The sequence below is a fragment of the Janthinobacterium sp. FW305-129 genome (genome assembly GCF_020858115.1).
GTDB lineage: Bacteria > Pseudomonadota > Gammaproteobacteria > Burkholderiales > Burkholderiaceae_D > Janthinobacterium.
Map to the genome: position 1 here is coordinate 192,589 of NZ_JACYMM010000009.1, position 26,445 is coordinate 219,033.

A 26,445-nucleotide genomic window follows, 5' to 3' on the forward strand; every position below is an offset into this window, starting at 1 on the left:
GGGCTCAGCATGGAAGAAGTTTTCATTGTACGCTGCTTGTCAAATCGCGCTGCAGCGTTCCAGACACACATCAGGCCAAAAAGGCTTCCACCAGCCGCGCCAACTCTGCCGGCTGATCATGATGCAGCATATGGCCCGCGTCCAGCATCATCTCGCAACGCACATCCTTGATGCAGGCCAAACGCCGGTCGATTTCAATGCGCGCTTCTTCCTTTGGCCCCATCCACTGCCACATATTCGTGCCATCGGCCTCCACCCACAGCACGGGCGCCGTGATGCGGCGCCAGCACGCCATCACTTCTTCCACCTGGTACAGGATGGGATTGACGCGCTTGTGCCGCGGGTCGCCCATGATGTCCCACTCGCCCGCCTCGTTCTGCGCCGACCAGTGTTCCGCCAGGAAGGCCGCGCGCTCGTCCGGCAGGCGCGGATTGGTCTTTTGCAGGCGCTCGGCCACGGCCTGTTGACTCGGATAGCTGCGCATGACGGGCGGCTCGCGCAATTCAGCTAGCCACTTGGCGTAGCGGCCAGGCGCCTGCTCCGGCTTCGTTGCCATCATGCCGAAGCCTTCCAGGTTGATAAAACGGCTGATGCGCTCGGGGCGCACGCCCGCGTACAGACCGGCCACGTTGGCGCCCATGCTGTGGCCGAGCAGGTTAACGGGCGCGTCCGGCGAATAGTGCAGCAGCATGGCGTCCAGGTCGGCCAGATAGTCGGGGAACCAGTAGGTGTCCGATTGCGTATAGTCGCTCAAGCCAAAACCGCGCCAGTCGGGGGCGATCACGTGCCAGTCGCCCTCCAGTTCGTCGACGACGAACTGGAACGAGGCCGCCACGTCCATCCAGCCGTGCACCATGAACAGGATGGGCGCGCCTACACGGCCCCAGTGGCGCACGTGCGTGCGGGCGCCGCGGATGTTGATGAATTCGGAACGGGAAAGTTTCATGGGTTTCATCTGATTGCCTGCCTTGAAAGTGGCGCGGATGGCGCCACATGCTGTGTCTGTAGATAGTGCGCACATAAAAGTACGACCGTTCGATAATTATACCGGATTGGCGGTCGGCGGCAGGACTTGTCCTGCAACAGCGTAAAATAGCGTACATTTCCGCGTCCGGCCGTGCCCGGCGCTTCCACCACCGCCACAGGCTGACGATGACACTCTACCAATTGGGCGCCGATGCGCCGCAGATTGATGCTTCCGCTTTTGTTGCCGACACGGCCAACGTGATCGGCAAGGTGACCCTGGGCGCCAACAGTTCCGTATGGTTCGGCGCCACGATTCGCGGCGACAATGAACGCATCAGCGTGGGCGCCAACAGCAATGTGCAGGAAGGCGCCGTGCTGCATACGGACCCGGGCTACCCGCTGGACATCGGCGAGAACGTGACCATCGGCCACCAGGCAATGTTGCATGGATGCACGATCGGCGATGGCGCCCTGGTCGGCATCCAGGCCGTGATCCTGAACGGCGCGAAGATCGGCAAAGGCTGCCTGGTCGGCGCGGGCGCGCTGGTCACGGAAGGCAAGGAATTTCCCGACAATATGCTGATCCTCGGCTCACCGGCGAAAGCCGTGCGGGCCCTGACGGCAGACGATATCACCAGGCTACAAGGCAACGCCGTGAACTATGTGCAACGCGGCCAGCTATTTAATACGCAACTCAAGAAGATTGGATAAAAGAATGACGACTGAAACCACGGGCGCCGTCAGCGCAGCCGCCACCGGCCAGGATACCCTGCAAAAGTTTATTTTCGACAACGCCGCCGTGCGCGGCCAGTTCATCGACGTATCGACCACCTGGCAGGAAGTGGTGTCGCGCCACGCCTACCCGACGGCCGTGAAAAAAGTGCTGGGCGAAATGGTGGCCGCCGCCGCCCTGCTGTCGGCCAACCTGAAATTCAACGGTTCCATCATCATGCAAATCCACGGTGACGGTCCCGTGCGCCTGATGGTGGTCGAGTGCGATTCCGACCTGCGCCTGCGCGCCACGGCCAAGCTGGACCCGGACGCCGCCATCCCCGATGTCGCCACCGTGCCGCAATTGCTCAACGCCACGGGCAAGGGCCGCTTCATCATCACACTGGATCCGGCCGACAAGGTGCCGGGCCAGCAACCGTACCAGGGCATCGTGCCGCTGGACGGCGACGACATGGCCACCGTGATCGAAAACTACATGTTGCGTTCGGAACAGCTCGACACGCGCCTGTGGCTGGCCACGGACGACACCGTCTCGCGCGGCCTGCTGCTGCAAAAGCTGCCGCACCATGGCGGCAAGGCGGAAGCGACGCCCGTCTCGGAAGAAGACGCACTCGACACGTGGAACCGCGCCGTGATGCTGGCCTCGACCCTGAAAGAGGCGGAAATCCTGTCGACGGACATCGATACCCTGATGCAGCGTTTGTTCTGGGAAGAAACGATCCGCGTGTTCGACCCGCTGCACCCGAGCTTCCATTGCAGCTGCACGCGCGAAAAAGTGGGCAATATGCTCAAGATGCTGGGCGAGGAAGAAGTCAACAGCACCCTGGAAGAAGTGGGCCAGGTCGGCGTAAATTGCGATTTCTGCGGCCAGCATTATGAATTCGACAAGGTCGATTGCGCGCAGCTGTTCATCACGGATGCGCCGGCCGAAGTGCTGATCCCTCCCGCCGCAAGCATTAACTAATTGTAATATTCCCCGCGCCGCCCCTCAGGCGGCGCCTTTGTTTCCACTGTCATCGTCCCGTCATCAGTTCGTCATCAGCCCGTCACGCGCCGCCGTTACGCTGCGCAGCTTGTATTACTTCCAATATTTTCCACAGGCTGATGATGACCACCCACTTGACGCTGGCCCTGCGCCGCCATTCCTTCCACGTGTTGCTGGGCGCCTGCGCCGCAGGCTTGAGTTTGCCGGCGCTGGCGCAAACGGCCGTCGCGGCCGCCGTGGCGGCGGCCACCACCGAGATGGCCGCCGCCCCGGCTGCCGACGATAATGCTCCCATGGCCACCGTGGAGATTTCCTCGCGCAAGACGCGTTCTTCGGTGGCCCTGAGCAAGAATGAAATCCAGAAAATCCTGCCCGGCACGAATCCCCTGAAAGCCCTGCAAACCTTGCCGGGCGTCAGCTTCCAGACGGCCGATCCATGGGGCAACAACGAGCAAAACCTGTCGCTGTTCGTGCACGGTTTTTCCGGCCAGCAACTCGGCTACACCATGGATGGCGTGCCGCTCGGTGACCAGCAATACGGCAACTACAACGGTCTGTCGCCGCAGCGCGCCGTCATCAGCGAAAACGTGCGCAGCGTCGTGCTGTCCTCGGGCGCGGGCGACCTGGCAACGGCCTCGACCAGCAACCTGGGCGGCACCATCGAAACGTATTCCAGCGACCCGCTGGCCACGCAGGGCGCCAGCGTGCAGCAGACGGTGGGCAGCCACCGTACCTCGCGCACGTTTGCCCGCTACGACACGGGCGCCTTCGGCGACGGCAGCAGCGCCTATTTTTCCATCCTGCACCACGAAGCGCGGGCCTGGGACTTCGATGCGCGCCAGGGCGGCGACCAGTTCAACGCCAAATACGTCAACCGCAGCGAAGCGGGCAAGCTGACCCTGTTCTTCAATTACTCGGACAAGATCGAGCCGAACGAAGACAGCACCGTGCACGTGGCGGGCGAAACGAGTTCGCCCTACACGCGCCCTTTCCTGTACCCGGACTTCAAGGCGGCCCTGAACTACCTGTCGCCCACGGGCGCGACGCCCGCTGCGGACGGCAACAATTACCGCAATTACTACAGCGATGCGCAGCGCACCGATTACCTGGCCTACGCCAAGTTCGACGCCAACTTGTCCGAAGGCATGACCTGGTCCAACCAGGTGTACTACCACAAGGATGACGGCGCGGGCGTGGTCGCCGGCCCCATCGGCGTGGCCGGCTTGCCGGGCCTGTTCAGCGTGTACTACCCGAAACAGAACCTGAAACAGGTGTTCGGCAACTCGGGCTACGCCGTGCGCACGACGGAATACGACATCAAGCGCGGCGGCATCCTTTCCACCTTGCGCAAGGAAATCGGCGAGCACCAGCTGGAAGCGGGCCTGTGGCTGGAACAGAACCGCTCATCCGCCTACCGCCGCTGGTATGCGCTCGACGTCAACAACCCCACTTCGCCGTACGACCGCCCCAGCAATCCTCTGATCACGCAGTACGGCAGCGAGATCGACAACAAGGTGGTGCAGCTGCACTTGCAGGATGAATGGCGCATCCGCCCCGATATCGCCCTGCAGGCCGGCTTCAAGTCCAGCCTGCAGTTTGCCGATGGCCAATTCCCCGTGCAGCCGGCCAAGGGCGCCATTTCCGGCGGCTCGACCGCCCTGCCCGTCGGCACCATCAACACGAAAAAATGGTTCTTGCCGCAAGTGGGCGCGCGCTGGGACTTCACGCCGCAAGACCAGCTGTACTTCAACATCCAGAAAAACATGCGCCAGTTCGTCACCTATGGCGGCGGCGGCGCCTCGCCATGGAGCTTGTCGAGCCAGGCCGCTTTTGATTTGTTCAAGCGCGACGCCAAGCCGGAAACGGCCCTCACCTATGAAGTGGGCGTGCGCGGCAGCCACCCATTGAACCTGGGCGCCATCACGGCCATCGATGGCCAGGTCAATGTATACCACGTCGATTTCAGCAACCGTTTGCTGCAGATCAGCCCCACGCCCGTGATTTCCTCCATCATTGGTGGCAACCCCGTGCTGGCCAACGTGGGCAGCGTGCGCACGGACGGCATCGATATCGCGGGTACTGTGCACTTCGGCAACAATTTCTCGTTCTACAATGCTCTGTCGTACAACCGCTCGCAGTATGCGGACAATTACAACAATGGCGCCGCGCTGGTGCTGACGGCGGGCAAGAACGTGCCCGGCTCGCCGGAGTGGCTGAACAAGTTCGTCGCTTCCGCTACGTTTGGCGATATCGAAGTGCAACTGACGGGAGACTATGTGGGCAAGCGCTACGCGACGTACACCAACGATTTGTCCGTGCCCAGCTATTTCCTGATGGGCCTGGGCGTGTCGGGCAAGCTGCCGGCCATGGCCGGCTGGCTGAAGAATCCGCGCTGGCGCGTGAACGTCAGCAACCTGGCCAACCGCGAAGGTGCGCTGAACGTGGTCGTGGGCGCGGCCGACAAGACGTATAACACCTTCCCCATCGCCCCGCGCCAGGGCTTTTTGACCCTGACGGCGGACTTCTGATGCGCGCGCCGCATCTCGCCCCTGTGCTGCCGCAACGGCACTTTTCGCGCCGCAGCTTCGTCCAGGCGGCCGTGGGCGGCCTGGCCCTGGCCGCCGCACCCGGCTTTGCGGCCGGCCTGCTGGAAACCAAGCCAGGCCGCCCGCTCGTGTTCGCCCACCGGGGCGCCAGCGCCCTGCGCCCCGAACACACCCTGGCGTCGTACGCCAAGGCCATCCTCGACGGCGCCGACTACGTAGAACCGGACCTGGTGGCCACGCGCGACGGCATCCTCGTGGCGCGCCATGAAAACAACCTGATCGACACCACCGACGTGGCGCGCCGGCCCGAGTTTGCCAGCCGGCGCGGCAAGAAGATGGTCGACGGCGAATGGCACGAAGGCTGGTTCGTCGACGATTTCACCCTGGCCGAACTGAAGACCCTGCGCGCCATCGAACGCTTGCCGAAAGTACGCACCGGCAACACCTTGTACGATGGCCAATTCCAGATCCCCACGTGGGAAGAAATCATCGATTTTGTTGCAGCGCAATCAGCCGCCAGCGGCCGCATCATCGGCCTCGTGCCGGAGCTGAAAAGTTCCACGTATTTCCGCGATGCGGGCCTGGCGCTGGAAGACCGTTTCCTGTCGACCATGCTGGCGCACGAGTACACGCGCCGCGCGCCGATCGAAATCCAGTCCTTCGAAGTGGCCAATTTGAAGTACCTGCGCGAGAAGCTGGGACGGCGCGCCAACGTGCGCCTGATGCAGCTGGTGGTGGGCGGCGACATGCGCCCGATGGATGTCGTGAAGGCGGGTGGAAAATTGACGTTTGGACAAATGACCACGCCGGCCGGCCTGCGCGACATTGCCGCCTATGCGGACGTGGTGGCGCCGCCAACGCGAGGCATCATCCCGCTGGGCGCCGACCAGCGCCTGGCCAAGCCCACCGCCATCGTCGACGACGCGCACCAGGCCGGCTTGCTGTTGCACACCTGGACCTTCCGTCCGGAAAACCGTTTCCTGGCGGCCGACTTCCGCGACGGCAATGGAGAAAATGCGCGCAACGAAGCCGGTTCCGTGGCGGAAATGCGGCGCTACATCGAGACGGGACTGGACGGCTTTTTCAGCGACGATCCCGGTTTGGGACGCATCGCCGCCGGATAAACATTTGGTAACAAATTCTTTTTCAGGGCGTGGCCGGCGGCTACGCCCTTATTATTCGTTTCTTGAATTTCTGAAATTGGAATTTGAAATTGGACGCATATCGCAATCTCCATTATTGTGCAATGCAACAACAGACCATTCATGGAGGGCATATGTCCACTTTTACCAACACCTACAGCAACGACAACGACAACTACTTCAGCAACCTGGGCCGCGCCACACGCGCCTTCCTGGGCGCCCTGCTCGCTTCCAAGCCGTACAGCGAACTGGCACAGAAGGAAGTCATCGCCACCACATCCACCAGCGCCGATGACGAGCGCTATGTGCGCCCAAGCAAGCGCGATTTCGCCCTGCTGAACTCGGAAGCGAACCGCTACGAGCACCTGATGCCGAACCTGGCAGCTGAGCTGCGCTTCCTGGCCTCGCGCGGCTAAAAAAACGCCCAGGGCGCGTTGCCTGCGCCTCGCCGTGGACGTTTTTTGCGCTAACCAAGCACTAATAATTTAAAGGAAATTTTATGATATTTCTCGAAACCGCACTGATCGCTGTCGCCGTCGTGGTCACCAGCATCCATTTTTACCTGATCACGACCGGCAAGGCCCGTTTCTGATCAGCAAGCAGCAGGCAATACCCACAGCGCCGCGCCATGCGGCCAGTCGTGCGTAGCAGTACAAGGTAACAAGGTAGTAATGTGACATGTCAGCCTGGCAATCGGTCCAGGCTGGCTAGTGGGAAGTGGTCTTTCTTAGTGCGGCGCAGCAGCGTCCACCGGTGTTTCCAGCAGTGGCGGGGTTTGTCCCTTGCGCACGATCTGCACGAAAATCTCATTCTGTTTGACCATGCCCAGCTCATAGCGGGCACGCTCCTCGACGGCGCCCGTGCCATCTTTCAGGTCGCGCACTTCGGATTCGAGCTTGGCGTTGCGCGCCTTCAATTCCATATTCTTTTTATTCGCCACCGCCACCTGGGCTTCCATGTCGGCAACGCGCAGCCAGCCGCCTTTACCCAGCCAGAGGGGAAATTGGATCAGCAGCAGCAGGGCTGCCAGGGCGAGCGTAATCAGGCGCATGGGGGATTCAGTTAAAAAACCGGCCGGATATCTCCGGCCGGCCAGTGGGTTTTACATCAGCTTACTTCAGATTATAGAACGCATCACGGCCAGGGTAGCTGGCGATGTCGCCCAGGTCTTCCTCGATACGCAGCAGCTGGTTGTACTTGGCCATGCGGTCCGAACGCGACATCGAGCCGGTCTTGATCTGCAGGGCGTTGGTAGCCACGGCGATATCGGCGATGGTCGAGTCTTCCGTTTCGCCCGAGCGGTGCGAAATGACGGCCGTGTAGCCGGCGCGCTTGGCCATTTCGATAGCGGCGAAGGTTTCCGTCAGGGTGCCGATCTGGTTGATCTTGATCAAGATCGAGTTGGCGATGCCTTTCGAGATGCCTTCTTTCAGAATCTTGGTGTTGGTGACGTACAGGTCGTCGCCGACCAGTTGCACTTTCTTGCCCAGTTCCGCCGTCAGGATCGCCCAGCCGTCCCAGTCGCCTTCATGCATCGCGTCTTCGATCGAGATGATCGGGTACTTGTCGCACCAGGTCGCCAGCAGGTTGGTGAACTCGGTGGCCGTCAGGCTCAGGCCTTCGCCTTCCATTTCGTACTTGCCGTTCTTGTAGAACTCGGACGCGGCGCAATCGAGGCCGATGGCGATCTGCGTGCCCGGCTCGTAGCCCGCTTCTTCGATGGCCTGGATGATCAGCTTGATGGCTTCTTCATGGTTGGCCAGCGATGGGGCGAAACCGCCTTCGTCGCCCACGTTGGTGTTCAGGCCCTTCTTGTGCAGGATCTTTTTCAGCGTGTGGAACACTTCCGCGCCGTAGCGGACGGCTTCCTTGAACGACGGGGCGCCCACGGGAATGATCATGAATTCCTGGATGTCCAGGTTGTTGTCGGCGTGCGCGCCGCCGTTGATGACGTTCATCATCGGCACTGGCATCTGCATGGCGCCCGAACCGCCGAAATAGCGGTACAGCGGCAAGCCCGCTTCTTCGGCGGCAGCCTTGGCCACGGCCATGGAGACGGCCAGGATGGCATTGGCGCCCAGGCGCGATTTGTTTTCCGTGCCGTCCAGGTCGATCAGGGTACGGTCCAGGAAAGCCTGTTCATTGGCGTCCAGGCCCATGATGGCTTCGGAGATTTCGGTATTGATGTTTTCGCATGCTTGCAGCACGCCCTTGCCGAAGTAGCGCTTGGCGTCGCCATCGCGCAATTCCACGGCTTCGCGCGAACCGGTCGAGGCACCCGACGGTACGGCCGCGCGGCCCATCACGCCCGATTCCAGCAACACATCGCATTCGACGGTCGGGTTACCGCGCGAGTCCAGGATTTCGCGACCGATAATATCAACAATAGCACTCATGTCATTCTCCAAAGTTAAGCGTAACAGGGGCTGCACACTGCGTTCTGATGCGCAATTGCACAAAGGGGGCAAAGAAACTCCCGGCGGGAACCATCTGGCCGGGAGCTGTCTTACGGGTAATACTGTCGCAAGCGACCCGCGTTATTCCGCGGCGGCGTTGGCTTCCTTGTGCGCCAGCGCTGCCTTGATGAACGAGGTAAACAGCGGATGGCCGGTGCGTGGCGTCGACTTGAACTCGGGATGGTATTGCACGCCCATATACCATGGATGGGCATTTTCACCCGTGCGCGGCAATTCCATGATTTCGCACAAATCTTCGCTCGGCGTGCGGGCCGAGACGATCAAGCCAGCCGCTTCGACACGGGCCAGGTAGTGATTATTGGCTTCGTAGCGATGGCGGTGACGCTCGGTCACCACGCTGCCGTAGATCTCGGCGGCGAGGGTGCCCGGATTGACGGCGCAGGTCTGCGCGCCCAGGCGCATGGTACCGCCCAGGTCCGAGTTTTCATCGCGCAACTCGACTTTACCATCGTGGTTTTGCCACTCATTGATCAGTGCAACGACAGGTTGATCCGTATCAAGGTCGAACTCGGTCGAATTCGCGTTCGGCATGCCAGCCTTGTTGCGCGCGTATTCGATCAGGGCCACTTGCATGCCCAGGCAGATGCCCAGGTAAGGGATCTTGTTTTCACGGGCGAACTGGGCCGCCTTGATCTTGCCTTCCACGCCGCGCTTGCCGAAACCGCCCGGCACCAGGATGGCGTCGTACTTGGCCAGGTTCTCGCAACCGGTCGTTTCGATTTCTTCCGAATCGATGTACTCGATGTTGACGCGGCTTTCCGTGTGGATGCCGGCGTGGCGCAGCGCTTCGATCAGCGACTTGTACGATTCCGTCAGCTCGACGTACTTGCCGACCATGCCGACGGTCACTTCCGCCTTCGGGTGTTCCATCGTGTAGATCAGCTTGCTCCAGATCGACAGGTCGGCCGGGGCCGGATCGAGGTCCAGCGCATCGCAGATGATCTTGTCGAGGCCCTGGTCGTGCAGCATCTGCGGCACTTTGTAGATGGTGTCGACGTCCCACACGGAAATGACGGCGTCTTCCTCGATGTTCGAGAACAGCGAGATTTTCGCGCGCTCGTCTTCCGGGATGGCGCGGTCGGCGCGGCACAGCAAGGCGTTCGGCAAGATGCCGATTTCGCGCAGCTTTTGCACCGAGTGCTGGGTCGGCTTGGTCTTCAGTTCACCGGCCGAAGCGATGTAAGGCACCAGGGTCAGGTGGACGAAGGCCGTGTTCTTGCGGCCGGCGCGCAGGCTCAGCTGACGCGCCGCTTCCAGGAATGGCAACGATTCGATATCGCCGACGGTGCCGCCGATTTCGCACAGGGCCACGTCGTAGCCTTCGGCGCCACGGCGGATGTAATCCTGGATTTCATTGGTGATATGCGGAATCACCTGCACGGTCTTGCCCAGATATTCGCCTCGGCGCTCCTTGCGGATCACCGATTCATAGATCTGGCCGGTGGTGAAGTTATTCACCTTTTTCATGCGGGTGGAGATGAAGCGCTCGTAGTGACCGAGGTCGAGGTCGGTTTCGGCCCCGTCGTCGGTGACGAATACTTCACCGTGTTGCATAGGGCTCATCGTGCCAGGATCGACGTTGATATACGGGTCGAGCTTGAGCATGGTGACTTTAAGGCCGCGCGATTCGAGGATCGCGGCGAGGGAGGCGGCGGCAATCCCTTTTCCAAGGGAAGACACAACGCCACCAGTGACGAAGACAAATTTGGTCATTGCAGATGGTGCCGAACGGCACGTGCGGGAAATTGAAATTATACACTAAAGCCCGCCTGCGTCGCCCCCTGCGCGCGGAAATTTGCGCCAAATACCGACTATCCCTCCCCCTCCTGCTGTCTACGCACAACAAAATTACCTGATAGCAATAATTGAAATATTTCCAATTCCATACTTTGTGTGGGCGAGCGAACAGACCCTGCCGGGCCCTGGCCGCAGACTGGGATTTTTCAACAGGAGGTCCACCATGAGCTACGAAGAACGCGACGCCTACGGCATGTATGTCAACCGCGGCCACAAAGGCCCCGGCCCTGAACTGATGGGCGCCGACACCCTGATCGGCGACCATGTGCACAATGCCAAGGATGAACACCTGGGCGAAATCAAGGAAATCATGATCGACATGCGCAGCGGCAAGATTGCCTACGCCGTCATGTCGCACGGCGGCGTCTTCACCATCGGCGAAAAGCTGTTCGCCGTGCCCTGGGAAGCGCTGCTGCTCGACACCGTCAACAAGCGCTTCACCCTGAACGTCGACAAGGAGCGCATCGAAAACGCCCCCGGCTTCGATACGGATAACTGGCCGAACATGGCGGACCAGACGTGGGCCAATTCGATCCACAGTTACTACGGAACGACACCACGCGAGTATTAATTCACCCACGGCGCAGGGCTGGGGTGCACCTTAAAACCGGTACTCCAGCCCCGCCACATACGTCCTGCCCCGCGCCGTGCTCAGCGGCGTATTTTCCTGCGACTGGGACGGCATCGAGTTCAGGCGGTTCAGCGCTTCCGAGAAATCCTTGTTCATGGCGTTCTGCACGGACAGGCGCAGGAACAGATTCTTGCTGACCTGGTAACTCGCATACAAGTCGATCACGGCCGGGATCTTCGGATTCTCGGCCTTCAGCACTTCGCCCGTCGCTTCATCGGCTTCATTGTCCGGCGACAGGCGGCGGTTCGAGCCCGTGTGCTTGAGGATGGCGCCCACTTCCAGCTTGTTATCGAGCAAGCGCGTGCCCACGTCGAGGTTGTAGTACACGCTGGGCAGCTCGCTGATGTCGGCCGCGCCGAACCAGGCGCTGGCGATCGAGGTAGGCTGGCGCGTCGTTTCGCGCGTGTACGACAGGCGCGCATACGCGGGGCCCAGCTGGTACTGCGCTTCCAGTTCCCATCCGCGCGAATACACGGGCGTGGCCGAGTTAATGTAGATATACATGTTCGTCATGTAGTCATCCACATTCTGCCAGTCATTGGCAAGCACTTCCGCGATATTGCACTTGCGGCCGCGGTCGCACACGAGGAAGGACTGGCTGGTGATATAGCCATCGATCTTGCTCTTGAAATACAGGGCCTTGAAATTGAGCGCATCGTTGGCGCTCAGCAAACCATGCAGGCTGGAATTGAAGCCCAGCTGGTAAGTGGTCGCCCGCTCGCCCTTCAGGAACGGGTTCATCGAAGCCCCGCCGTCATTCGAAAAAAACACTTCCTGCGGATTCGGCCCGCGCATGGTGCGCTCGGCGCTGGCAAACGGCTGGAACCACGGCGTCACCTGCGCGGAAACGAGCAGCGAAGGATTGATGCCATGTTCCTTCAGCGCAATATTGCTCGCCCCTTGCGGGAAACACTGCACGCGCGGATCGCAGGCCGGCTTGTGGCCGCTCAAATCAAAGTGCGTGTAGTTGAGACCCGCATTGACCTGAACAATGCCACGGTTGTATTGCAGGCCCGCATACAGGCTGTTGATCTTTTGCACGCCTTCGGGGCCAAACGTATTGTTTTCAATCGACTGCTGGTTCGCATCCGGGTTGTCCGGATCGTCGACGAGGCTTTCCACGTGCTTGCTGTATTTATTACGCATCAGCTTGCCGCCGATGGTCACCAGCGCATCGCCGCCTGCCAGCCTGAAGCTGCTGGTATTGTTGATGTCGACCGCGTCGGCGCGATTGGCCGCATTCGTGTTGATGAAATTGGTCAGCGCCTCGGGCATGTATTTCTGGTTGCCACGGCTGCTGCTGGCCACCACATTGAGGTCGATCAATTCGGAAAACGGCTTGTAGTGATATTTTACGTAGTAGTCATCGCTGCGAATGTCGCGGCGCGTAAACGTGCTGCGGTAATCGCGTGCCGACAGTTCCAGCGAGTGGAAATCACTCAATGTGAGGTCCAGCTTGAGCAACTGCGACTTGGGTTTCTGCTTGTAATAGCGGTTGTAGCCGAAACCGAATTCCTCGCTGTTGACGCCCTTCGCATTCTTGTAGTTGTTGCCGATTACGCTAGCGCTGGTGGCGGCCATGAAGCCGACGCTGCCGCCATCGAAGGCCGGGTTTTTCATTGCCACGGCCAGCATGGCGCTGCGCCCCACGCCATTATTTCCGGCCGACATCTTCGTGCGCGCACCCGTTTTTTCGCCGGCGAAGACGACGTCATCGACGCCGATGGTGCGGAAATTGGCGCTGCCAGCCAGCGCATTGACGCCGTCGCCACCGACGACATTGCCGCGCGACACGTCCACGCCGATGATGAAATTCGGGTCGATCAGGGCGCCGAACTGGCTGCTGGGCACGCCGCCGTGCGACACGGACGACGGCGCACTGCCATAGTAATTCTGGCTCACGCCATCGACCATCATGTTCACGCGGCCCAGACCCGACAGGCCGCGGATGTTGACGCTGACGGCGCCCTGCGCCGGATCGATCTGGGTAAACGTGCCCGGCATGCTGCGCACGATCTGGTCCACGGGCTGCAAGCGCGTGTCCGCGCCGCGCGCGCTGACGGCGCCCGGTTTTTCCAGCGCCTGCTGTTCCACCGGAATAGTTTCACCCGATACGTTCAGCGGCGAAAACGCGACCTTGCCGCGCTCTTGCGGTTCCTGTGCTTGTTGCGCCCATGCCTGCTGCGCCAGCAACGCCATGCAGACGCCCACGGCTCGTGCCATTGTCTTGATATGCATACACCCTCGATTTGTTATGGTTAGATTTTTAATGAACAACAATCGGCATCCTCATGCCTTGTCCTGTCCTGGCTCCAGCTTGAACGAGACGGGCAAGGTGACGGTCACCGTGCCCTGGTGCAAGACGTTGTCGGGCGGGGCCGGCAGCGGCTGCGCGCGCTGCAGCACTTGCAAGGCTTCGCGGTCGAGCAGCACCGTGCCCGACGAAGTGACCAGCTCGCTGGCCAGCAGCTTGCCGTCGCGGTCCACCTGGAAGCGCACCCAGGCGGCGCCAGCCCGCTTGCGCTGGCGCGCGTCGCCCGGATAGCGCTTGAAATGGGCCAGGTGACCGAGCACCCGGCTTTGCCAGCTGGCCGGTGCCGCGCTGTTCGATGGCGTGTCGCTGTCGAACGGCGCCGCCTGCGGACCGCGCACCGAACTTGGCGCCGGCGTGGCGCTGCTGCTGGCCTGCGCGGGCACGGCAGCTTCCTTCGCGGCATCCTTGCCGGGATCAGGCGACGGACTGGCCGCTGCCTTCGCCTCTTTTTCCGCAGCAACGATGTCCGGCGCGGCGGCGCGTGCCAGCACGGGCAGCGCCTCTTGCCGGATGGCGCTCTTGGGCGGCCGGGCGGCGCTGGACGCGGCCGACTGGCGCGCCCCGACCGCTGCCGCCTGTTGTGTCTCCGGCGACATCGCCTGTGCCGCAAACACGACCATCACGCTGGCGGGCGGTTGCGCGGATGCGAGGGGCGCAGGCCGCCAGGCCGCCCACAGCAGCAGCGCCAGCGCGGCGGCCGCCACCAGCGACGTGGCGATGCCCCAGCTCAATACCGGACGGGGATTCACCCGCCCTCCCGGCCCACCAGGCCCACTTTCAGGTAGCCAGCCTGGCGCAGGGCATCCATCACGCCCAGCACGTCTTCATACGCGGCTTGCTTGTCGGCCTGGAAAAACAGGGTGCGCTGGCGGTCGCCGCCCGTCTGCGCGTCGAGCAGGCTGCCCAGCTGCTCGCGCGCCACGGGCGACTCGCCCAGATACAGGCTGTGGTCAGCCCTCAGGGAAACGAACAGGGGCTTGTCGGGACGCGGCTCGGGCTTGGCCGTGGCGGCCGGCAGGTCGATCTTCAGGTCGACGGTGGCCAGCGGCGAGACCACCATGAAGATGATCAAGAGCACCAGCATCACGTCGATGAAGGGCGTGACATTGATCTCGCTCAACTCCGGCATGTCGGCCGCGTCGTCGTCCGGCGAAGGAAAGAGGGACGCCATGCTCAGGCCTGCTGGCGCATGTCGAGGTCGCGGCTGAGCATCAGCAGCACTTGCGCGGAAGCGGCGCGCAGCTGCGCCTTGACCTGATTGATGCCGCGACTCAAGACGTTGTAGATGACGACGGCGGGAATCGCCGCTACCAGGCCCAGCGCTGTCGCCAGCAAGGCTTCCGCGATGCCGGGCGCGACGGTGGCCAGGTTCGTGCTCTGGCTGACGGCGATGCCGATGAAACTGTTCATGATGCCCCACACGGTGCCGAACAGCCCGACGAAGGGCGCCACGGCGCCTATGCTGGCCAGCAAGCCGATGCCTTGCGTCATGCTGCGTACCTTGTGCGCGATCAATTGTTCCTGGCGAAAACCGGCCCGCTCCTTCAGGGCCGCCGCCGGTGCATTGGCGTGCGACAGGTTCAGTTCCTGCTGCACGTCGTCGAGCAGCTGCTGCGCCAGCGAAGTGCTGCCTGCGCCCTCCGCTTTGGCGGCCGCGTCCGGCAAGGACGTGGCCGTCTTCAGCACGGCGACGGCTTGCGCCGCCGCGCGCCGCGCTTGCAGCAAGCTGGCGCCCTTCACCAGCAAGACCACCCAGGTGGCCAGCGCGGCGATCAACAAACCGATGAGCACGCTTTTCACCACCTGGTCGGCGGCGAAAAACATGCCCAGCGGCGACATATCGTGCGGCAAGGCGGACGCTTGTGCGCCGGAATGAAAGATGGAAAGAAACACGCCGCCAGCAGCGGCTTTGAGACAGGAAATACGCATGGAAGCTTCAACAGGTAAGAAAAAATCGGACGGACTACCTGGCTGCTGCGAAGAGACTTGCTGGGGAGGAGTGCCGGGCTGAACGCCCGGCGGAGATGCAATGACTTATTTGGCGCTGGCGATGGCGGGCGCCGCCACCGGCGTGTACCAGACGAAATCGGCCTGCGGCGCCTGCACCGTGGCGCCCTGCTGCGCCAGCACGAGCACCAGCGGCGCGGGGCCGCCCGTCAAGTCCCGCACGTGCAGCGGCACGCCCAGGTCCTTGTGCGCGTGGTAGGCGCCGGCGATCAGCAGGGCCGGCGCGGGCGCGGCCAGCAGGCGCTCGGCCATGCGGCGGTCGCGCTGCTGCTGCACCGACAACATGGCGGCCAGGCGCGGCGCGTCGATCTGGTTGTCGTGCATCACGCGGATGATGTCTTTCAGTTTGTCATGCACCTTGCCATCGTTGGCCAGGTTCGAATGCTTGCCCTGCACGGCCGGCTTGTCGACAAACAATTGCTTGATCTCGCTGCGGTCCAGGTTGGCCGACCAGACGGGATACGGCGCGCGCATCACGGTCATCACCAGGTCGCCATATTGTGCCCACTTCCAGCCCGGCTGCCAGGCCAGCAGCTCGGCCACGTGTTCGGGGCGCACGACGGGGTCCGTCTGCAGCCACGGCTTGACCTTGTCCACCTTGGCTTGCTGGTCCGGGTTCAGCATTTCCAGCAGCACGCTGCCTTGCGGACGCTGGCCCTGCAGCTGCTGCAGCAGCCACTGCTCGATCCGGTGGTGGCTGAGCTGATCGTGCTGCTCGCCCACGATGACGCGCGGGGCGGCGGCCAGCTGGGCCAGCAATTGATCGGCAGTCACGCGCTGGCCGCTGCGCAGATCGACGATCTCGCCCAGCTGGCGCACGTCTTGCGCCGTGGCGGCGGAGGACGTGCCAGTGGCGGGCGCAACGCTGCTGCAGGCGCTCAGCGCCAGCACGCAGGCGGGCAGGACGGCGGCGAGGGACAGGGGAAATCTCATGGGCATGGCCTTTCGGGGGGAAGCACGCATTGCAAAATAACTACTGGCGGGCATTCTAATAGAAATGATTCTCATTTACAACCCATGCATGGCGCACCATGCGCAATTTTTTACAACTGGCAAAAATAGTGCTTCGGTGAAATCCCCGGGCGCGGAGTAGAATAAAAAAAACGGAGGACTTGCGTGAATCAAACTGACCAGTTGGCGGTACTGAAAAAACCGCTGCCAGAATCTCTTGCTGCCGTACTTTCCCTGATCTTTGCCGACCGCTTTTCCATGACACAAGCCATGCGCGCACACCATGGCCGCGACGAGTCGAGCTATCCCCCGATGCTGCCGGACGCCGTCATCTTCGCCCACTCCACCGAGGAAGTGGCGGCCGCCGTCAAGCTGTGCAGCGCGCACGACGTGCCCGTCATCGCCTACGGCAGCGGCACCTCGCTCGAAGGCCACGTGCTGGCCCTGCATGGCGGCGTGACGATTGATCTGTCGCAAATGAATCACATGGTAGCAGTGCATGATGAAGACTTGACGGCCACCGTGCAGGCGGGCGTGACGCGCAAGCAACTGAACGAGGAAATCCGCGACACGGGCCTGTTCTTCCCCATCGACCCGGGCGCGAATGCCTCGCTGGGCGGCATGGCGGCCACGCGCGCGTCCGGCACGAACGCCGTGCGCTACGGCACCATGCGCGAAAACGTGCTGGCCCTGACGGTGGTCACGGCCGATGGCCGCATCATCAGGACGGGGACCCGGGCGAAAAAATCATCGGCCGGCTACGACCTGACACGTCTATTTGTCGGCAGCGAAGGGACTCTGGGCATCATCACGGAAGTGACGGTAAAACTGTATCCGCTGCCGGAAGCGATTTCGGCGGCCGTGTGTTCGTTTCCCGGCACGGGGGAAGCCGTCAGCGCCGTGATCCAGACCATCCAGATGGGCATACCTGTGGCACGGGTCGAGTTTCTCGATGAAAATGGCGTCAAGGCCATCAATGCCTACGACAAGATGGCGCTGCCGGAAAAGCCGCTGTTGCTGTTTGAATTCCACGGCACGCCGGCCAGCGTGGCCGAGCAGGCGCAACTGGTGCAAACCATCACGGCCGAGCACGGCGCCAGCGATTTCGAGTGGGCCAGCCGCCCCGAAGACCGCTCGCGCCTGTGGGCTGCGCGCCACAACGCATATTTCGCCCTGCTGCAGATGCGCCCCGGCAGCCGCGCCATTTCCACCGACTGCTGCGTGCCGATTTCGCGCCTGGCCGAATGCATCCTCGCCACCAAGGCCGATTGCGAAGCGCAGGGCCTCGCCTACGCCATCATCGGCCACGTGGGCGACGGCAATTTCCACGTGCAGATGCTGGTCGACCCCGACGACCCGGCCGACATCGCCCGCGCGGAAAAGGTCAACAGCGACATGGTCACGCGCGCCATCGGCATGGATGGCACCTGCACGGGAGAACACGGCGTGGGCATGCACAAGATGGCTTTCCTGGTGGAAGAACATGGCGAGGGCGCCATCGACACCATGCGCGCCCTCAAGCACGCGCTGGATCCGAAGAACATCATGAATCCGGGCAAGATCGTGCGCTGGTAATCAGGCCGTCCATTCCATGCGCATCGGCACGAAGGCGATGCCATCCATTTCCACCTTCGGCCCCGTGGCGACAAAGCCCAGGCTTTCATACAGGGGCAAGGCATACAGGGAGGAATTGACGGTAAACGCCGTCACATCGGCCCTGGCCAGCGACGCATCGCGGGCTGCCTGCCACAGGCGGCGCGCCATGCCGCGCCGGTGCAGCGCGCGCGGCACGAACATGTGGAACAGATGCGTGTTGTCGCGCATGGCCACCACGCCGGCCAGTACGCCGTCGATATGCGCCAGTTGATACGCATAGCGGGTCTGCGACAGATAGCCTTCGATGGCGGGCCGGCGGCAATGTTCGATGAACTTTTCCGCCCCCGCGCCATCGGGGTGCAGGGTCAGAAAGGGCATCAGGTCGTCGATCAGGGCGACGATGGCGGGCGCGTCGGCGACCAGGGCGGGGCGCAGTGTCGGTTCGGGTAAAGTAGTCATATGACAATCATGCCACCGCCTGGGCGACATTGACAAGCCTCAACAAAAATCGCGACTGCTCGTGCGCAAGCGCCCCAGCAAGTGCGACATGTCGACCAGGCGCTTGGCCACCAGGTTGCGCACGATGCCCTCGCGCTGCCACACGCCGTACACGCCCAGCAGCGGCGCGCTCAGCACTTCGCGCCGCTGGCTTTCCACCAGGTCGGGCCAGACGATGACATTGACGGTGCCCGTCTCGTCTTCCAGGGTCATGAAGATGACGCCCTTGGCCGTGCCCGGACGCTGGCGCACGGTGACGATGCCGCAGGCGCGCGCCAGCTGGCCATCCGTGTAGCTGGCCAGCGTCGCGGCTGGCAGAAAGCGTTCCTCCAGCAACTGTGCGCGCAGCAGCGCCAGCGGGTGGCGGCCCAGGGTCAGGCCTTGCGCGCGGTAATCGCTGACGATGCTTTCGCCTTCCGTCGGCGCGGCCAGCACGGGCAAGTCTTCCTCTTGCGTGGTATCGCGCAGCAAGTCCCTGTCGGGCACGGCGCCGGCCGCCTGCCACAGCGCCGCGCGCCGGTGCCCGGCCAGCGCATGCAGGGCGTTGCCGGCAGCCAACACCTGCAAGTCATGGCGATCCAGGCCGCCACGCCGGGCCAGGTCGGCCACGTCGGCGAAGGCGGCGATGGCGCGCGCATCCTCGATGCGTTGGGCCGCATCCGCGCGCATGCCGAACAGGCTGTTCAAGCCCAGGCGCACGGCCGGTGCACGCCCCTCGCCTTCCAGGGTTGCCTCCCAGCCGCTGACGGCCACGTCGACGGGCAGCACCGGCACGCCATGGCGGCGGCCATCCTGCACCAGTTGCGAGGGGCTGTAAAAGCCCATGGGCTGGCTGTTGAGCAAAGCGCACAGGAAGGCGGCCGGTTCGTGGCATTTCAGCCAGGAACTGGCGTACGTGAGCAGGGCGAAACTGGCCGCGTGCGACTCGGGAAAACCGTATTCGCCGAAACCCTCGATCTGGCTGAAGATGGCCTCGGCAAATACTTTCTCGTAGCCATTGTCCACCATGGCGTCGACGATGCGGTCATGGTAATTGTTCATGCCGCCCTTGCGTTTCCAGGCCGCCATGGCGCGCCGCAACTGGTCCGCCTCGCCGGGCGTGAAATCGGCCGCGATGATGGCCACCTGCATCACTTGCTCCTGGAAGATCGGGATGCCCAGGGTGCGCCCCAGCGCCTTTTCCAGGCCCTTCGGATACTCGACCGGCTCCTTCTGCTGGCGCCGCTGCAGATACGGATGCACCATGCCGCCCTGGATGGGCCCGGGACGCACCAGCGCCACTTCGATGACGAGGTCGTAGAATTCACGGGGCCGCAGCCGGGGCAACATGCTCATCTGCGCGCGCGACTCGATCTGGAACACGCCGATGGTATCCGCCTCGCACATCATGTCGTAGGTAGCGGGGTCTTCGGCGGGAATATCCTGCAAACGAAATTCCTCGCCGCGCCGCCCACTCACCAGTTCCAGGGCGCGGCGCAAGGCCGACAGCATGCCCAGCGCCAGCACGTCGACCTTCATCAAGCCCAGTTCTTCCAGGTCGTTCTTGTCCCACTCGATGACGCTGCGCTCGGCCATGCTGGCGTTTTCGATCGGCACCAGGCGCGACAATTTTCCTTGCGCGATGACAAAGCCGCCCGGATGCTGCGACAGGTGGCGGGGAAAGCCCAGCAATTGCTGCGCCAGGCCCGCCCACTGCTGCGACAGTGCCGCCTCCGGGTCGAGCCCGCATTCGGCCAGGCGCTCCAGCAGATCGCGCTTGCCGTCGAACCAGCGATGCGCCTTGGCCACCTTTTCCACGATGGCCAGGTCGATCCCCAGCGCCCGGCCGCTGTCGCGCAAGGCGCTTTTGGGCCGGTAGCTGATCACCACGGCGGCCAGCGCGGCCCGCTCGCGGCCATATTTGCCGTAGATATATTGGATGACCTCTTCGCGCCGCTGGTGCTCGAAATCGACGTCGATGTCGGGCGGCTCGTTGCGCTCGCGCGACATGAAGCGCCCGACCAGGCAATTGCCGCGCGCAGGGTCCACTTCCGTGATGTGCAGGCAATAGCAGACGGCCGAATTGGCGGCCGAACCCCGGCCTTGGCACAGGATGTTTTGCGAGCGCGCAAAGCGCACGATGTCGTAGACGGTCAAAAAGTACGCTTCGTAGGAAAGATCCCGGATCAGCTCCAGCTCCTGCTCGATCTGCTCCTGCACGTTGGCCGGAATACCGAGCGGAAAGCGCATGCGCGCGCCCGCATACGTTTCTTCGCGCAGATACGTCGCCGGCGTGTGGCCGTGCGGCACCAACTCGACGGGATAGTCATAGCGCAGGCTGTCGAGCGAAAACGTGCACTGACCCGCAATGCGCACGGTTTCCGCCAGTACTTGCGGCGGATACACATTGGCCAGGCGCAAACGCGCGCGCAAATGCTGCTCCGCGTTTTGCGCCAGCGCATAGCCGCACTCGCCCACGGGTTTGCCCACGCGGATCGCGCACAGGGTGTCGAGCAGGGGCTTGCGCGACCGCACGTGCATGCACACATGGCCGACGGCCACCACGGGCAAGCCCAGCGCCTGCCCCGCCTCTTGCACGGCGCCGCGGTGCGCGTCATCCTGCGCCCGCTGCAGCAGGTTCAAGCCTATCCAGCTGCGCTCGCCGCCAAAGGTGGATGCCATCCACTCTCCCTGCGCGCGCACGGTTTCCGCCTTGGCCGGATAGCTGGGCAGCAAGATCATCAGGCAGCCGGGCAGCCCCCGCAAATGGGCAAACTCCGGCGACGGCGCCGTGAAATCGTCCGGCGTCAACAGATAGCGCCCCTTGGCCGCCCGCGTGCGCGCCATGGTGATCAATTCCGACAGGTTGCCGTAACCATCGACATCGCGCACCAGCGCCAGCAGGGACGGCCCCGGACTGCCGTCGGCCTGCGTCAAATGAAAATGCGCGCCGATAATCAGGGGAAAACCGGCCCGCTTGGCCACCGCATGGGCACGCACGACGCCGGCCAGCGAGCACTCGTCCGTGATGGCCAACGCCTTGTAACCGAGCTGGACTGCGCGCGCCACCAGCTCTTCCGCATGCGAGGCGCCATGCAGGAAGCTGAAATTGCTCAGGCAGTACAACTCAGCATACTCGGGTAAGACGGCGCCCCACATGATCTACCTCAATACTGTACATAAACACAGTATAATATACTCATCCTGAATCAAGTAACCGGTTCTAGTCGGATAGTATTCATTTTGATGGGCGCACGGAACGTCTGCCGGCCTGCGCTTGGCTTTGGCCTGTCGCATGACAGATCACATTGATAGTCCGGTAAATCAGTTAGCAACTATGCGGAACTCCGTCGCTGTGGCTACGGGGCGAACTTGATTTCGCTCCCGTTTCAATTCCACGATGCCGTAATTGGACATTGTTTTCAATGTGCGTGACAGGTTGCTCGGTTTACGGCCCGTTATCTCAGCCAATGCAGAGATGGATTCCGGTTGCGTTTCCAGAATCACGTGCAACAACGCCCGGTTTTCGTCGCTCAGGACTTCCGCCAGCGATTTGATCGAAGTGAACCAGACCTTGGGCTCATCCTCCTCCGGTTTATATATGCCGCGAGCGATGGCGAGCACGCGTTCGCGGATTTTCTCTTGCGGCATGATGCCAATAAAAATCGGTTTCATTGCTTTTTCACCTCCAGCAAAACGCGGTCCACGTCAGCAAAGAAATCATTGATGAGATGCTGCGCATCCTTGAATTCGTATGGCACGCCCTGATCTGACGGATGCCGGTGTTTATGGTCGAATGCCACGATACGTCCCGCATATTTGAATTTCTTTGGCGGCTTTACCATGTGCGCATTGTCGTAACCGAGAATGCGTTTGCCATATGGTTCATGCAGCGTCAGCGAGTAGCGTATGCCATGAGGAATCTCATCCGATACCTCCGTCCGCCTGGCTTCTATCTTGATCCAATAACCGCCATCCTGGTCGAGGATGGAGCCATCCAGGTCCAGCAATGTATCAATGGCAGGATCGATCCGCATGCGGGAAGTATATCATCTGTTGATATGCCAATTCCACGAAAGCCTCAATAACTGCAGCCTTTGACTCCATCCGGCCAAGACATCGAGAAGCTTTGTACCTATTTTCGTTTATGCTGGTGTTTTACCTTTTGCATCGACCGCCATGATCGTCCACTTATTAAAATGTTTCGGCGCCGCGCCCAGTGGCGGCAATGCGGCGCTGGTCGTGGAGAACGACAGCAGCGGCGAAACGGCACGCCAGTCCTTCGCCCGCGAGCGGCAAGTGAGTGCCTGCGTCTTCATCGACCGGCAGGCGGACGGCGGCATCGTGCTCGACTATTTTTATCCGCACACGCGCAGCCCCCTGTGCCTGCACGCCACTCTGGCCGCCGCGCATGTGCTGCTGACGGCGCCCGGCGCCACGGCAACCTTGACGGTGAGCACGGCCATGCGCGGGCAAGCCTTGCAGCTGGTGCGCCGCGCGGAAGGGCTATTCATTGGTTTGACTTCGCAGCCGGCACCGGCCGTCATGCTGGAAAAATATGTGCCGTCCGAACTCATGGGCCAGCACATGCACTTGCTGTCGCCGCCCGTCATCGCCTCCGTCGGCAGCCCGAAGCTGCTGCTGGAAGTGGCCGACCGCACCACCCTGCGCTCCTTGCGGCCGAACCTGGAACTGATCGCCGACTGGAGCGCCTTGCACCAGGTCAGCGGCTGCTACGTGTATTGCCGCACGGGCGAACACGAGTACGAGGGGCGCAACTTCAACCACCGCGATCCGGCCCTGGAAGACAGCGCCACGGGCGTGGCGGCGGGCGCGCTGGCGGCGCACCGCCAACAGTCGTTGCGCCTGCATCAGGGCCACGTGACGCAGCAGCCGTGTCTGATCGAGGTGCAATACAGCGCAGACGCAATCTGGGTGGGCGGCATGGTGCAGCGCAGCACCTGAATGGAGCATTGCGCACCAGTACAAGGCAAGCCGGGCAGCGGCAAAAAGATAATCAACCAGGAAACAACAGTTACGGCAAATTTGTAATAACAAAACAAAGTATCGCTGGTGAATGCTGAAATGATGGCACTAGAATCAAGTCACGAATCTTGCTCATCAGCCACTTGGAGACACTGCGTGCCGACCCTTACCACCTTGCGTAAAGCCATCCTCATCAGCCTGTACGGCAGCGCCGCCCTGGCCGCCTTCAGTCCCGCCGCCATGGCCCAAAGCACGGAAGCGGCCGCCACGGACGGTCCCGTGCAAACGGTCAGCGTGGTCGGCTCGCGCCGCGTCGCCAGTTCCGCCACCGATACCATGGTACCCGTCGATATCATCCCGATTTCCCGGGTGGCCGAGCAAGGCGGCCAGTTTGATCTGGCGCAATCGCTGCAATACATTTCGCCCTCGTTCAACTCCACGCGCCAGACGGGCGCCGACGGGGCCGACCTGATCGATTCGGCCGCCCTGCGCGGCCTCGGTTCCGACCAGACCCTCGTGCTGGTGAACGGCAAGCGGCGCCACACGACGGCCCTGGTCAACCTGTTCGGCGCGCGCAACCGCGGCAACACGGGCACGGACATGAATGCGATTCCCTTGTTGGCGATCAAGAACGTGCAAGTGCTGCGCGACGGTGCCGCCGCCCAGTACGGCTCGGACGCCATTGCCGGCGTGATCGACATCGAACTGAAGAAAAGCCTGGGCTGCGAAGCGGTGGCCGGCTACAGCCAGTATTCCGAAGGCGACGGCAAGAATTACATGACCTCCGCCTACTGCGGCATCGCGCTGGGCGACAAGGGCACGCTGGCCATCACGGGCGAATACCTGGACCGGGGCCGCTCGAACCGCGCCGACGCGGACAGCATGCGCATCATCGGCGACACCAAGTCCAAGAACAAAACCCTGTACCTGAATGGCGACTACGCCACCAGCGGCACGGGCAAGCTGTACTTCACGGCCGGCGCGCAGACGCGCGACGCCTCCAGCGCCGCATTCGGCCGGGGCGGCATCGGCAGCGACGACATTCCATCGCGCAATTCGGCCGCCATGTATCCGGACGGCTTCGTACCCTTCATTAACGGCAAGATCGACGACCAGTACGCCACCATCGGCCACCGCAGCCAGATCGGCGAATGGCATGCTGACTTTTCGCAAACCTATGGCTACAACAAGATGCGCTACGACATCAGCCATACCTTGAACGCCTCGATCGCCAACCTCGACTTGATGAACGGCGGCAAGGGCGTCAGCGCCAGCAACTTTGACGCGGGCGGCTTCTCGTTCCAGCAGCTGACCAGCAACGCCGATTTCAGCCGCTACTACGACACGGTGATGAGCGGCATGAACGTGGCCTTCGGCGCCGAGTACCGCAGCGAGGAATACAAGATCATGGCGGGCGAGCCGAACTCCTACATCGATGCCGACGGCGTGGGCGTGGGCGGCAATGCGGGCAGCCAGGGCTTTCCCGGCTTCCAGCCCGGCGATGCCACCAAGGCCAAACGCCACAGCATCGCCGCGTATGGCGACGTGGAACTGGACTGGACGGAGCGCCTGAAAACCCAGGCGGCCCTGCGCTATGAAAAATTCAGCGATTTCGGCTCCACCGTGACGGGCAAGCTGGCCGCCAGCTATAAAGTGGCGCCGAACGTGCTGCTGCGCGGCTCGGCCAGCACTGGTTTCCGTGCGCCATCGTTGCAGCAAGTGTATTTCTCGTCCACCTTCACCGACTTCATCGGCGGCGTGCCCACCGACGTGGTGCTGGCGCCGAACGGCGGCGCCGTCGCCAACGCGGCCGGCATTCCCAAGCTGAAAGAGGAAAAATCTACCAGCTTTACGTTCGGCACCACCTGGACGCCGACGCAAGCCATTTCCGTGACGGCCGACTTGTACAACATCAAGATCAAGGACCGCATCGTGCTGTCGGGCCGCTTCAATGCCGACAACTACCCGGACCTGGCCGCGCGCCTGGCCTTGCTGGGCGTGGGAGAGGCGCAATTCTTCGTCAACTCCATCGACACGCGCACGCGCGGCCTGGACCTGACGGCCTCGCACAAGGGAGAATTCGCCGGCAACCGCCTGAACACCTTCCTGGCCTTGAACCTGAGCAAGACGGAAGTGACGAAGGTCAAGACGCCCGCCTCGCTGACGGGCTTTGAAGACGTGCTGCTGTCCGAACGCGAACGCCTGTTCATCGAACAGGGCGGCCCCCGTTCGAAAGCCACGCTGGGCTTCGATTACATCACGGGCAAGCTGGAGTCGGACTTGCGCATCATCTACTTTGGCCCGCAAACCCTGGGCACCTTCAGCGGCACGGCCGAAGGCGTACCGAACGCCCGCTACGCGGCCAAGACGTCCGCCGACCTGAGCTTCACCTACAGCATCAACAAGAACACCAAGCTGACCTTCGGCGGCAACAACATCTTCAACGTCAAGCCCACCACGCAGAACGCGGACGAGACGGATAACGGCTTCAAATACGACAGCGTGCAGTTCGGCCTGAACGGCGCCTCGTATTTCGGACGGCTGTGGGTGAAGTTCTGATCACCGTATCCGCCTGAAGCAACAGCGGCTGCGCCAGCATGGGCAGCCGCTGTTTTTTTAGGCGGGCGGCAATATACTCACGTCCGCGCAGCACGACCAAGGCCAACATCGCACTGCGACGCGAGCTCGTCCATCACAGCTTGCGATTTTTGTATATCAGCAAGAGTAATCATATAGATAACGTTCTGTCCGATAGGTGAAAAGCCATGAACTATCATGCCTGCATCATTGCCCCAGTGGCTCCCGGCCAGCACGGCCGCAGTGAACAATCTTTGTCCC

22 protein-coding genes are annotated in these 26,445 nt (G+C 62.2%); 9 read left to right on the plus strand and 13 right to left on the minus strand.

The window, feature by feature from the left end:
- Positions 1-70 precede the first annotated feature (70 nt).
- Positions 71-946, minus strand: a complete 876-nt coding sequence (locus IGS61_RS19370) for an alpha/beta fold hydrolase (RefSeq protein WP_230541163.1) — start codon at positions 944-946, stop codon at positions 71-73.
- 206 nt (positions 947-1,152) lie between these two features.
- Here IGS61_RS19370 and IGS61_RS19375 point away from each other — a divergent pair, with 206 nt between their 5' ends.
- The 5 genes from IGS61_RS19375 (at position 1,153) to IGS61_RS19395 (ending at position 6,787) form a co-directional block, all read left to right on the plus strand.
- On the plus strand, positions 1,153-1,677 hold the full coding sequence (locus tag IGS61_RS19375) for a gamma carbonic anhydrase family protein (RefSeq protein ID WP_230541164.1): 525 nt from the start codon (positions 1,153-1,155) through the stop codon (positions 1,675-1,677).
- A 4-nt stretch (positions 1,678-1,681) separates the two neighbouring features.
- Complete coding sequence (hslO, locus tag IGS61_RS19380; RefSeq protein WP_070291788.1) at positions 1,682-2,662, plus strand: Hsp33 family molecular chaperone HslO; 981 nt, start codon at positions 1,682-1,684, stop codon at positions 2,660-2,662.
- Between the two features lie 140 nt (positions 2,663-2,802).
- Positions 2,803-5,211, plus strand: a complete 2,409-nt coding sequence (locus tag IGS61_RS19385) for a TonB-dependent receptor (protein WP_230541165.1) — start codon at positions 2,803-2,805, stop codon at positions 5,209-5,211.
- Complete coding sequence (locus IGS61_RS19390) at positions 5,211-6,353, plus strand: glycerophosphodiester phosphodiesterase (RefSeq protein WP_230541166.1); 1,143 nt, start codon at positions 5,211-5,213, stop codon at positions 6,351-6,353. Before IGS61_RS19385 ends, IGS61_RS19390 begins: the two co-directional genes overlap by 1 nt.
- Before the next feature lie 152 nt (positions 6,354-6,505).
- Complete coding sequence (locus tag IGS61_RS19395; RefSeq protein WP_230541167.1) at positions 6,506-6,787, plus strand: hypothetical protein; 282 nt, start codon at positions 6,506-6,508, stop codon at positions 6,785-6,787.
- Between the two features lie 311 nt (positions 6,788-7,098).
- On the opposite strand, the gene ftsB is transcribed toward IGS61_RS19395, so the two are convergent.
- From ftsB to IGS61_RS19410, 3 genes are all read right to left on the minus strand, one after another.
- Positions 7,099-7,422, minus strand: coding sequence for a cell division protein FtsB (ftsB, locus tag IGS61_RS19400; protein ID WP_035821182.1), 324 nt, complete (start codon positions 7,420-7,422; stop codon positions 7,099-7,101).
- Between the two features lie 61 nt (positions 7,423-7,483).
- Positions 7,484-8,767: a phosphopyruvate hydratase gene (gene eno / locus IGS61_RS19405; protein ID WP_034750709.1), complete on the minus strand. Its 1,284-nt coding sequence runs from the start codon at positions 8,765-8,767 to the stop codon at positions 7,484-7,486.
- 141 nt (positions 8,768-8,908) lie between these two features.
- Entirely contained in the window at positions 8,909-10,561 is a 1,653-nt protein-coding gene (locus IGS61_RS19410) for a CTP synthase (RefSeq protein WP_230541168.1), read from the minus strand.
- A 247-nt stretch (positions 10,562-10,808) separates the two neighbouring features.
- Between IGS61_RS19410 and IGS61_RS19415 the strand changes: the two genes are divergently transcribed.
- Positions 10,809-11,216: a PRC-barrel domain-containing protein gene (locus IGS61_RS19415; RefSeq protein WP_070221439.1), complete on the plus strand. Its 408-nt coding sequence runs from the start codon at positions 10,809-10,811 to the stop codon at positions 11,214-11,216.
- A gap of 30 nt (positions 11,217-11,246) precedes the next feature.
- On the opposite strand, the gene IGS61_RS19420 is transcribed toward IGS61_RS19415, so the two are convergent.
- The 5 genes from IGS61_RS19420 to IGS61_RS19440 form a co-directional block, all read right to left on the minus strand.
- Positions 11,247-13,514, minus strand: a complete 2,268-nt coding sequence (locus IGS61_RS19420; RefSeq protein WP_230541169.1) for a TonB-dependent receptor domain-containing protein — start codon at positions 13,512-13,514, stop codon at positions 11,247-11,249.
- A 51-nt stretch (positions 13,515-13,565) separates the two neighbouring features.
- Positions 13,566-14,339, minus strand: a complete 774-nt coding sequence (locus IGS61_RS19425) for an energy transducer TonB family protein (RefSeq protein WP_230541170.1) — start codon at positions 14,337-14,339, stop codon at positions 13,566-13,568.
- The gene (gene exbD / locus IGS61_RS19430; RefSeq protein WP_230541171.1) at positions 14,336-14,761 is read right to left on the minus strand and encodes a TonB system transport protein ExbD; all 426 of its coding nucleotides are present in this window, start codon (positions 14,759-14,761) and stop codon (positions 14,336-14,338) included. Before exbD ends, IGS61_RS19425 begins: the two co-directional genes overlap by 4 nt.
- Positions 14,762-14,763: 2 nt before the next feature.
- Positions 14,764-15,519 (minus strand): tonB-system energizer ExbB, encoded by a 756-nt coding sequence (gene exbB, locus IGS61_RS19435; RefSeq protein WP_329958075.1) that lies wholly within the window; start codon positions 15,517-15,519, stop codon positions 14,764-14,766.
- Between the two features lie 105 nt (positions 15,520-15,624).
- A complete protein-coding gene (locus IGS61_RS19440) occupies positions 15,625-16,530 on the minus strand; it encodes a ChaN family lipoprotein (protein ID WP_230541172.1) in 906 nt (301 codons plus the stop codon).
- Positions 16,531-16,713: 183 nt separating this feature from the next.
- Here IGS61_RS19440 and IGS61_RS19445 point away from each other — a divergent pair, with 183 nt between their 5' ends.
- Positions 16,714-18,123: an FAD-binding oxidoreductase gene (locus IGS61_RS19445; RefSeq protein WP_230541173.1), complete on the plus strand. Its 1,410-nt coding sequence runs from the start codon at positions 16,714-16,716 to the stop codon at positions 18,121-18,123.
- Here IGS61_RS19445 and IGS61_RS19450 read toward each other — a convergent pair whose 3' ends face one another.
- From IGS61_RS19450 to IGS61_RS19465, 4 genes are all read right to left on the minus strand, one after another.
- The gene (locus tag IGS61_RS19450; protein WP_230541174.1) at positions 18,124-18,603 is read right to left on the minus strand and encodes a GNAT family N-acetyltransferase; all 480 of its coding nucleotides are present in this window, start codon (positions 18,601-18,603) and stop codon (positions 18,124-18,126) included.
- 39 nt (positions 18,604-18,642) lie between these two features.
- Positions 18,643-21,780: an error-prone DNA polymerase gene (locus tag IGS61_RS19455; protein WP_230541175.1), complete on the minus strand. Its 3,138-nt coding sequence runs from the start codon at positions 21,778-21,780 to the stop codon at positions 18,643-18,645.
- Between the two features lie 165 nt (positions 21,781-21,945).
- Complete coding sequence (locus IGS61_RS19460; protein ID WP_230541176.1) at positions 21,946-22,296, minus strand: HVO_A0114 family putative DNA-binding protein; 351 nt, start codon at positions 22,294-22,296, stop codon at positions 21,946-21,948.
- On the minus strand, positions 22,293-22,658 hold the full coding sequence (locus IGS61_RS19465; protein ID WP_219888546.1) for a toxin-antitoxin system TumE family protein: 366 nt from the start codon (positions 22,656-22,658) through the stop codon (positions 22,293-22,295). Before IGS61_RS19465 ends, IGS61_RS19460 begins: the two co-directional genes overlap by 4 nt.
- 142 nt (positions 22,659-22,800) lie before the next feature.
- Between IGS61_RS19465 and IGS61_RS19470 the strand changes: the two genes are divergently transcribed.
- Together IGS61_RS19470 and IGS61_RS19475 are read left to right on the plus strand one after the other, a co-directional pair.
- Positions 22,801-23,586, plus strand: coding sequence for a PhzF family phenazine biosynthesis protein (locus tag IGS61_RS19470; protein WP_230541177.1), 786 nt, complete (start codon positions 22,801-22,803; stop codon positions 23,584-23,586).
- A gap of 177 nt (positions 23,587-23,763) precedes the next feature.
- Positions 23,764-26,166, plus strand: coding sequence for a TonB-dependent receptor plug domain-containing protein (locus IGS61_RS19475; protein ID WP_230541178.1), 2,403 nt, complete (start codon positions 23,764-23,766; stop codon positions 26,164-26,166).
- Positions 26,167-26,445 lie beyond the last annotated feature (279 nt).

Coding starts and splice junctions, on each gene's coding strand:
- IGS61_RS19370 (WP_230541163.1), bottom strand. CDS start 946: ATGAAACTTTCCCGTTCCGAATTCATCAACATCCGCGGCGCCCGCACG.
- ftsB (WP_035821182.1), bottom strand. CDS start 7,422: ATGCGCCTGATTACGCTCGCCCTGGCAGCCCTGCTGCTGCTGATCCAA.
- IGS61_RS19450 (WP_230541174.1), bottom strand. CDS start 18,603: ATGACTACTTTACCCGAACCGACACTGCGCCCCGCCCTGGTCGCCGAC.
- IGS61_RS19465 (WP_219888546.1), bottom strand. CDS start 22,658: ATGCGGATCGATCCTGCCATTGATACATTGCTGGACCTGGATGGCTCC.
- IGS61_RS19410 (WP_230541168.1), bottom strand. CDS start 10,561: ATGACCAAATTTGTCTTCGTCACTGGTGGCGTTGTGTCTTCCCTTGGA.
- IGS61_RS19395 (WP_230541167.1), top strand. CDS start 6,506: ATGTCCACTTTTACCAACACCTACAGCAACGACAACGACAACTACTTC.
- IGS61_RS19420 (WP_230541169.1), bottom strand. CDS start 13,514: ATGCATATCAAGACAATGGCACGAGCCGTGGGCGTCTGCATGGCGTTG.
- IGS61_RS19470 (WP_230541177.1), top strand. CDS start 22,801: ATGATCGTCCACTTATTAAAATGTTTCGGCGCCGCGCCCAGTGGCGGC.
- IGS61_RS19375 (WP_230541164.1), top strand. CDS start 1,153: ATGACACTCTACCAATTGGGCGCCGATGCGCCGCAGATTGATGCTTCC.
- exbB (WP_329958075.1), bottom strand. CDS start 15,519: ATGCGTATTTCCTGTCTCAAAGCCGCTGCTGGCGGCGTGTTTCTTTCC.
- IGS61_RS19440 (WP_230541172.1), bottom strand. CDS start 16,530: ATGAGATTTCCCCTGTCCCTCGCCGCCGTCCTGCCCGCCTGCGTGCTG.
- exbD (WP_230541171.1), bottom strand. CDS start 14,761: ATGGCGTCCCTCTTTCCTTCGCCGGACGACGACGCGGCCGACATGCCG.
- IGS61_RS19415 (WP_070221439.1), top strand. CDS start 10,809: ATGAGCTACGAAGAACGCGACGCCTACGGCATGTATGTCAACCGCGGC.
- IGS61_RS19385 (WP_230541165.1), top strand. CDS start 2,803: ATGATGACCACCCACTTGACGCTGGCCCTGCGCCGCCATTCCTTCCAC.
- eno (WP_034750709.1), bottom strand. CDS start 8,767: ATGAGTGCTATTGTTGATATTATCGGTCGCGAAATCCTGGACTCGCGC.
- hslO (WP_070291788.1), top strand. CDS start 1,682: ATGACGACTGAAACCACGGGCGCCGTCAGCGCAGCCGCCACCGGCCAG.
- IGS61_RS19390 (WP_230541166.1), top strand. CDS start 5,211: ATGCGCGCGCCGCATCTCGCCCCTGTGCTGCCGCAACGGCACTTTTCG.
- IGS61_RS19455 (WP_230541175.1), bottom strand. CDS start 21,780: ATGTGGGGCGCCGTCTTACCCGAGTATGCTGAGTTGTACTGCCTGAGC.
- IGS61_RS19460 (WP_230541176.1), bottom strand. CDS start 22,296: ATGAAACCGATTTTTATTGGCATCATGCCGCAAGAGAAAATCCGCGAA.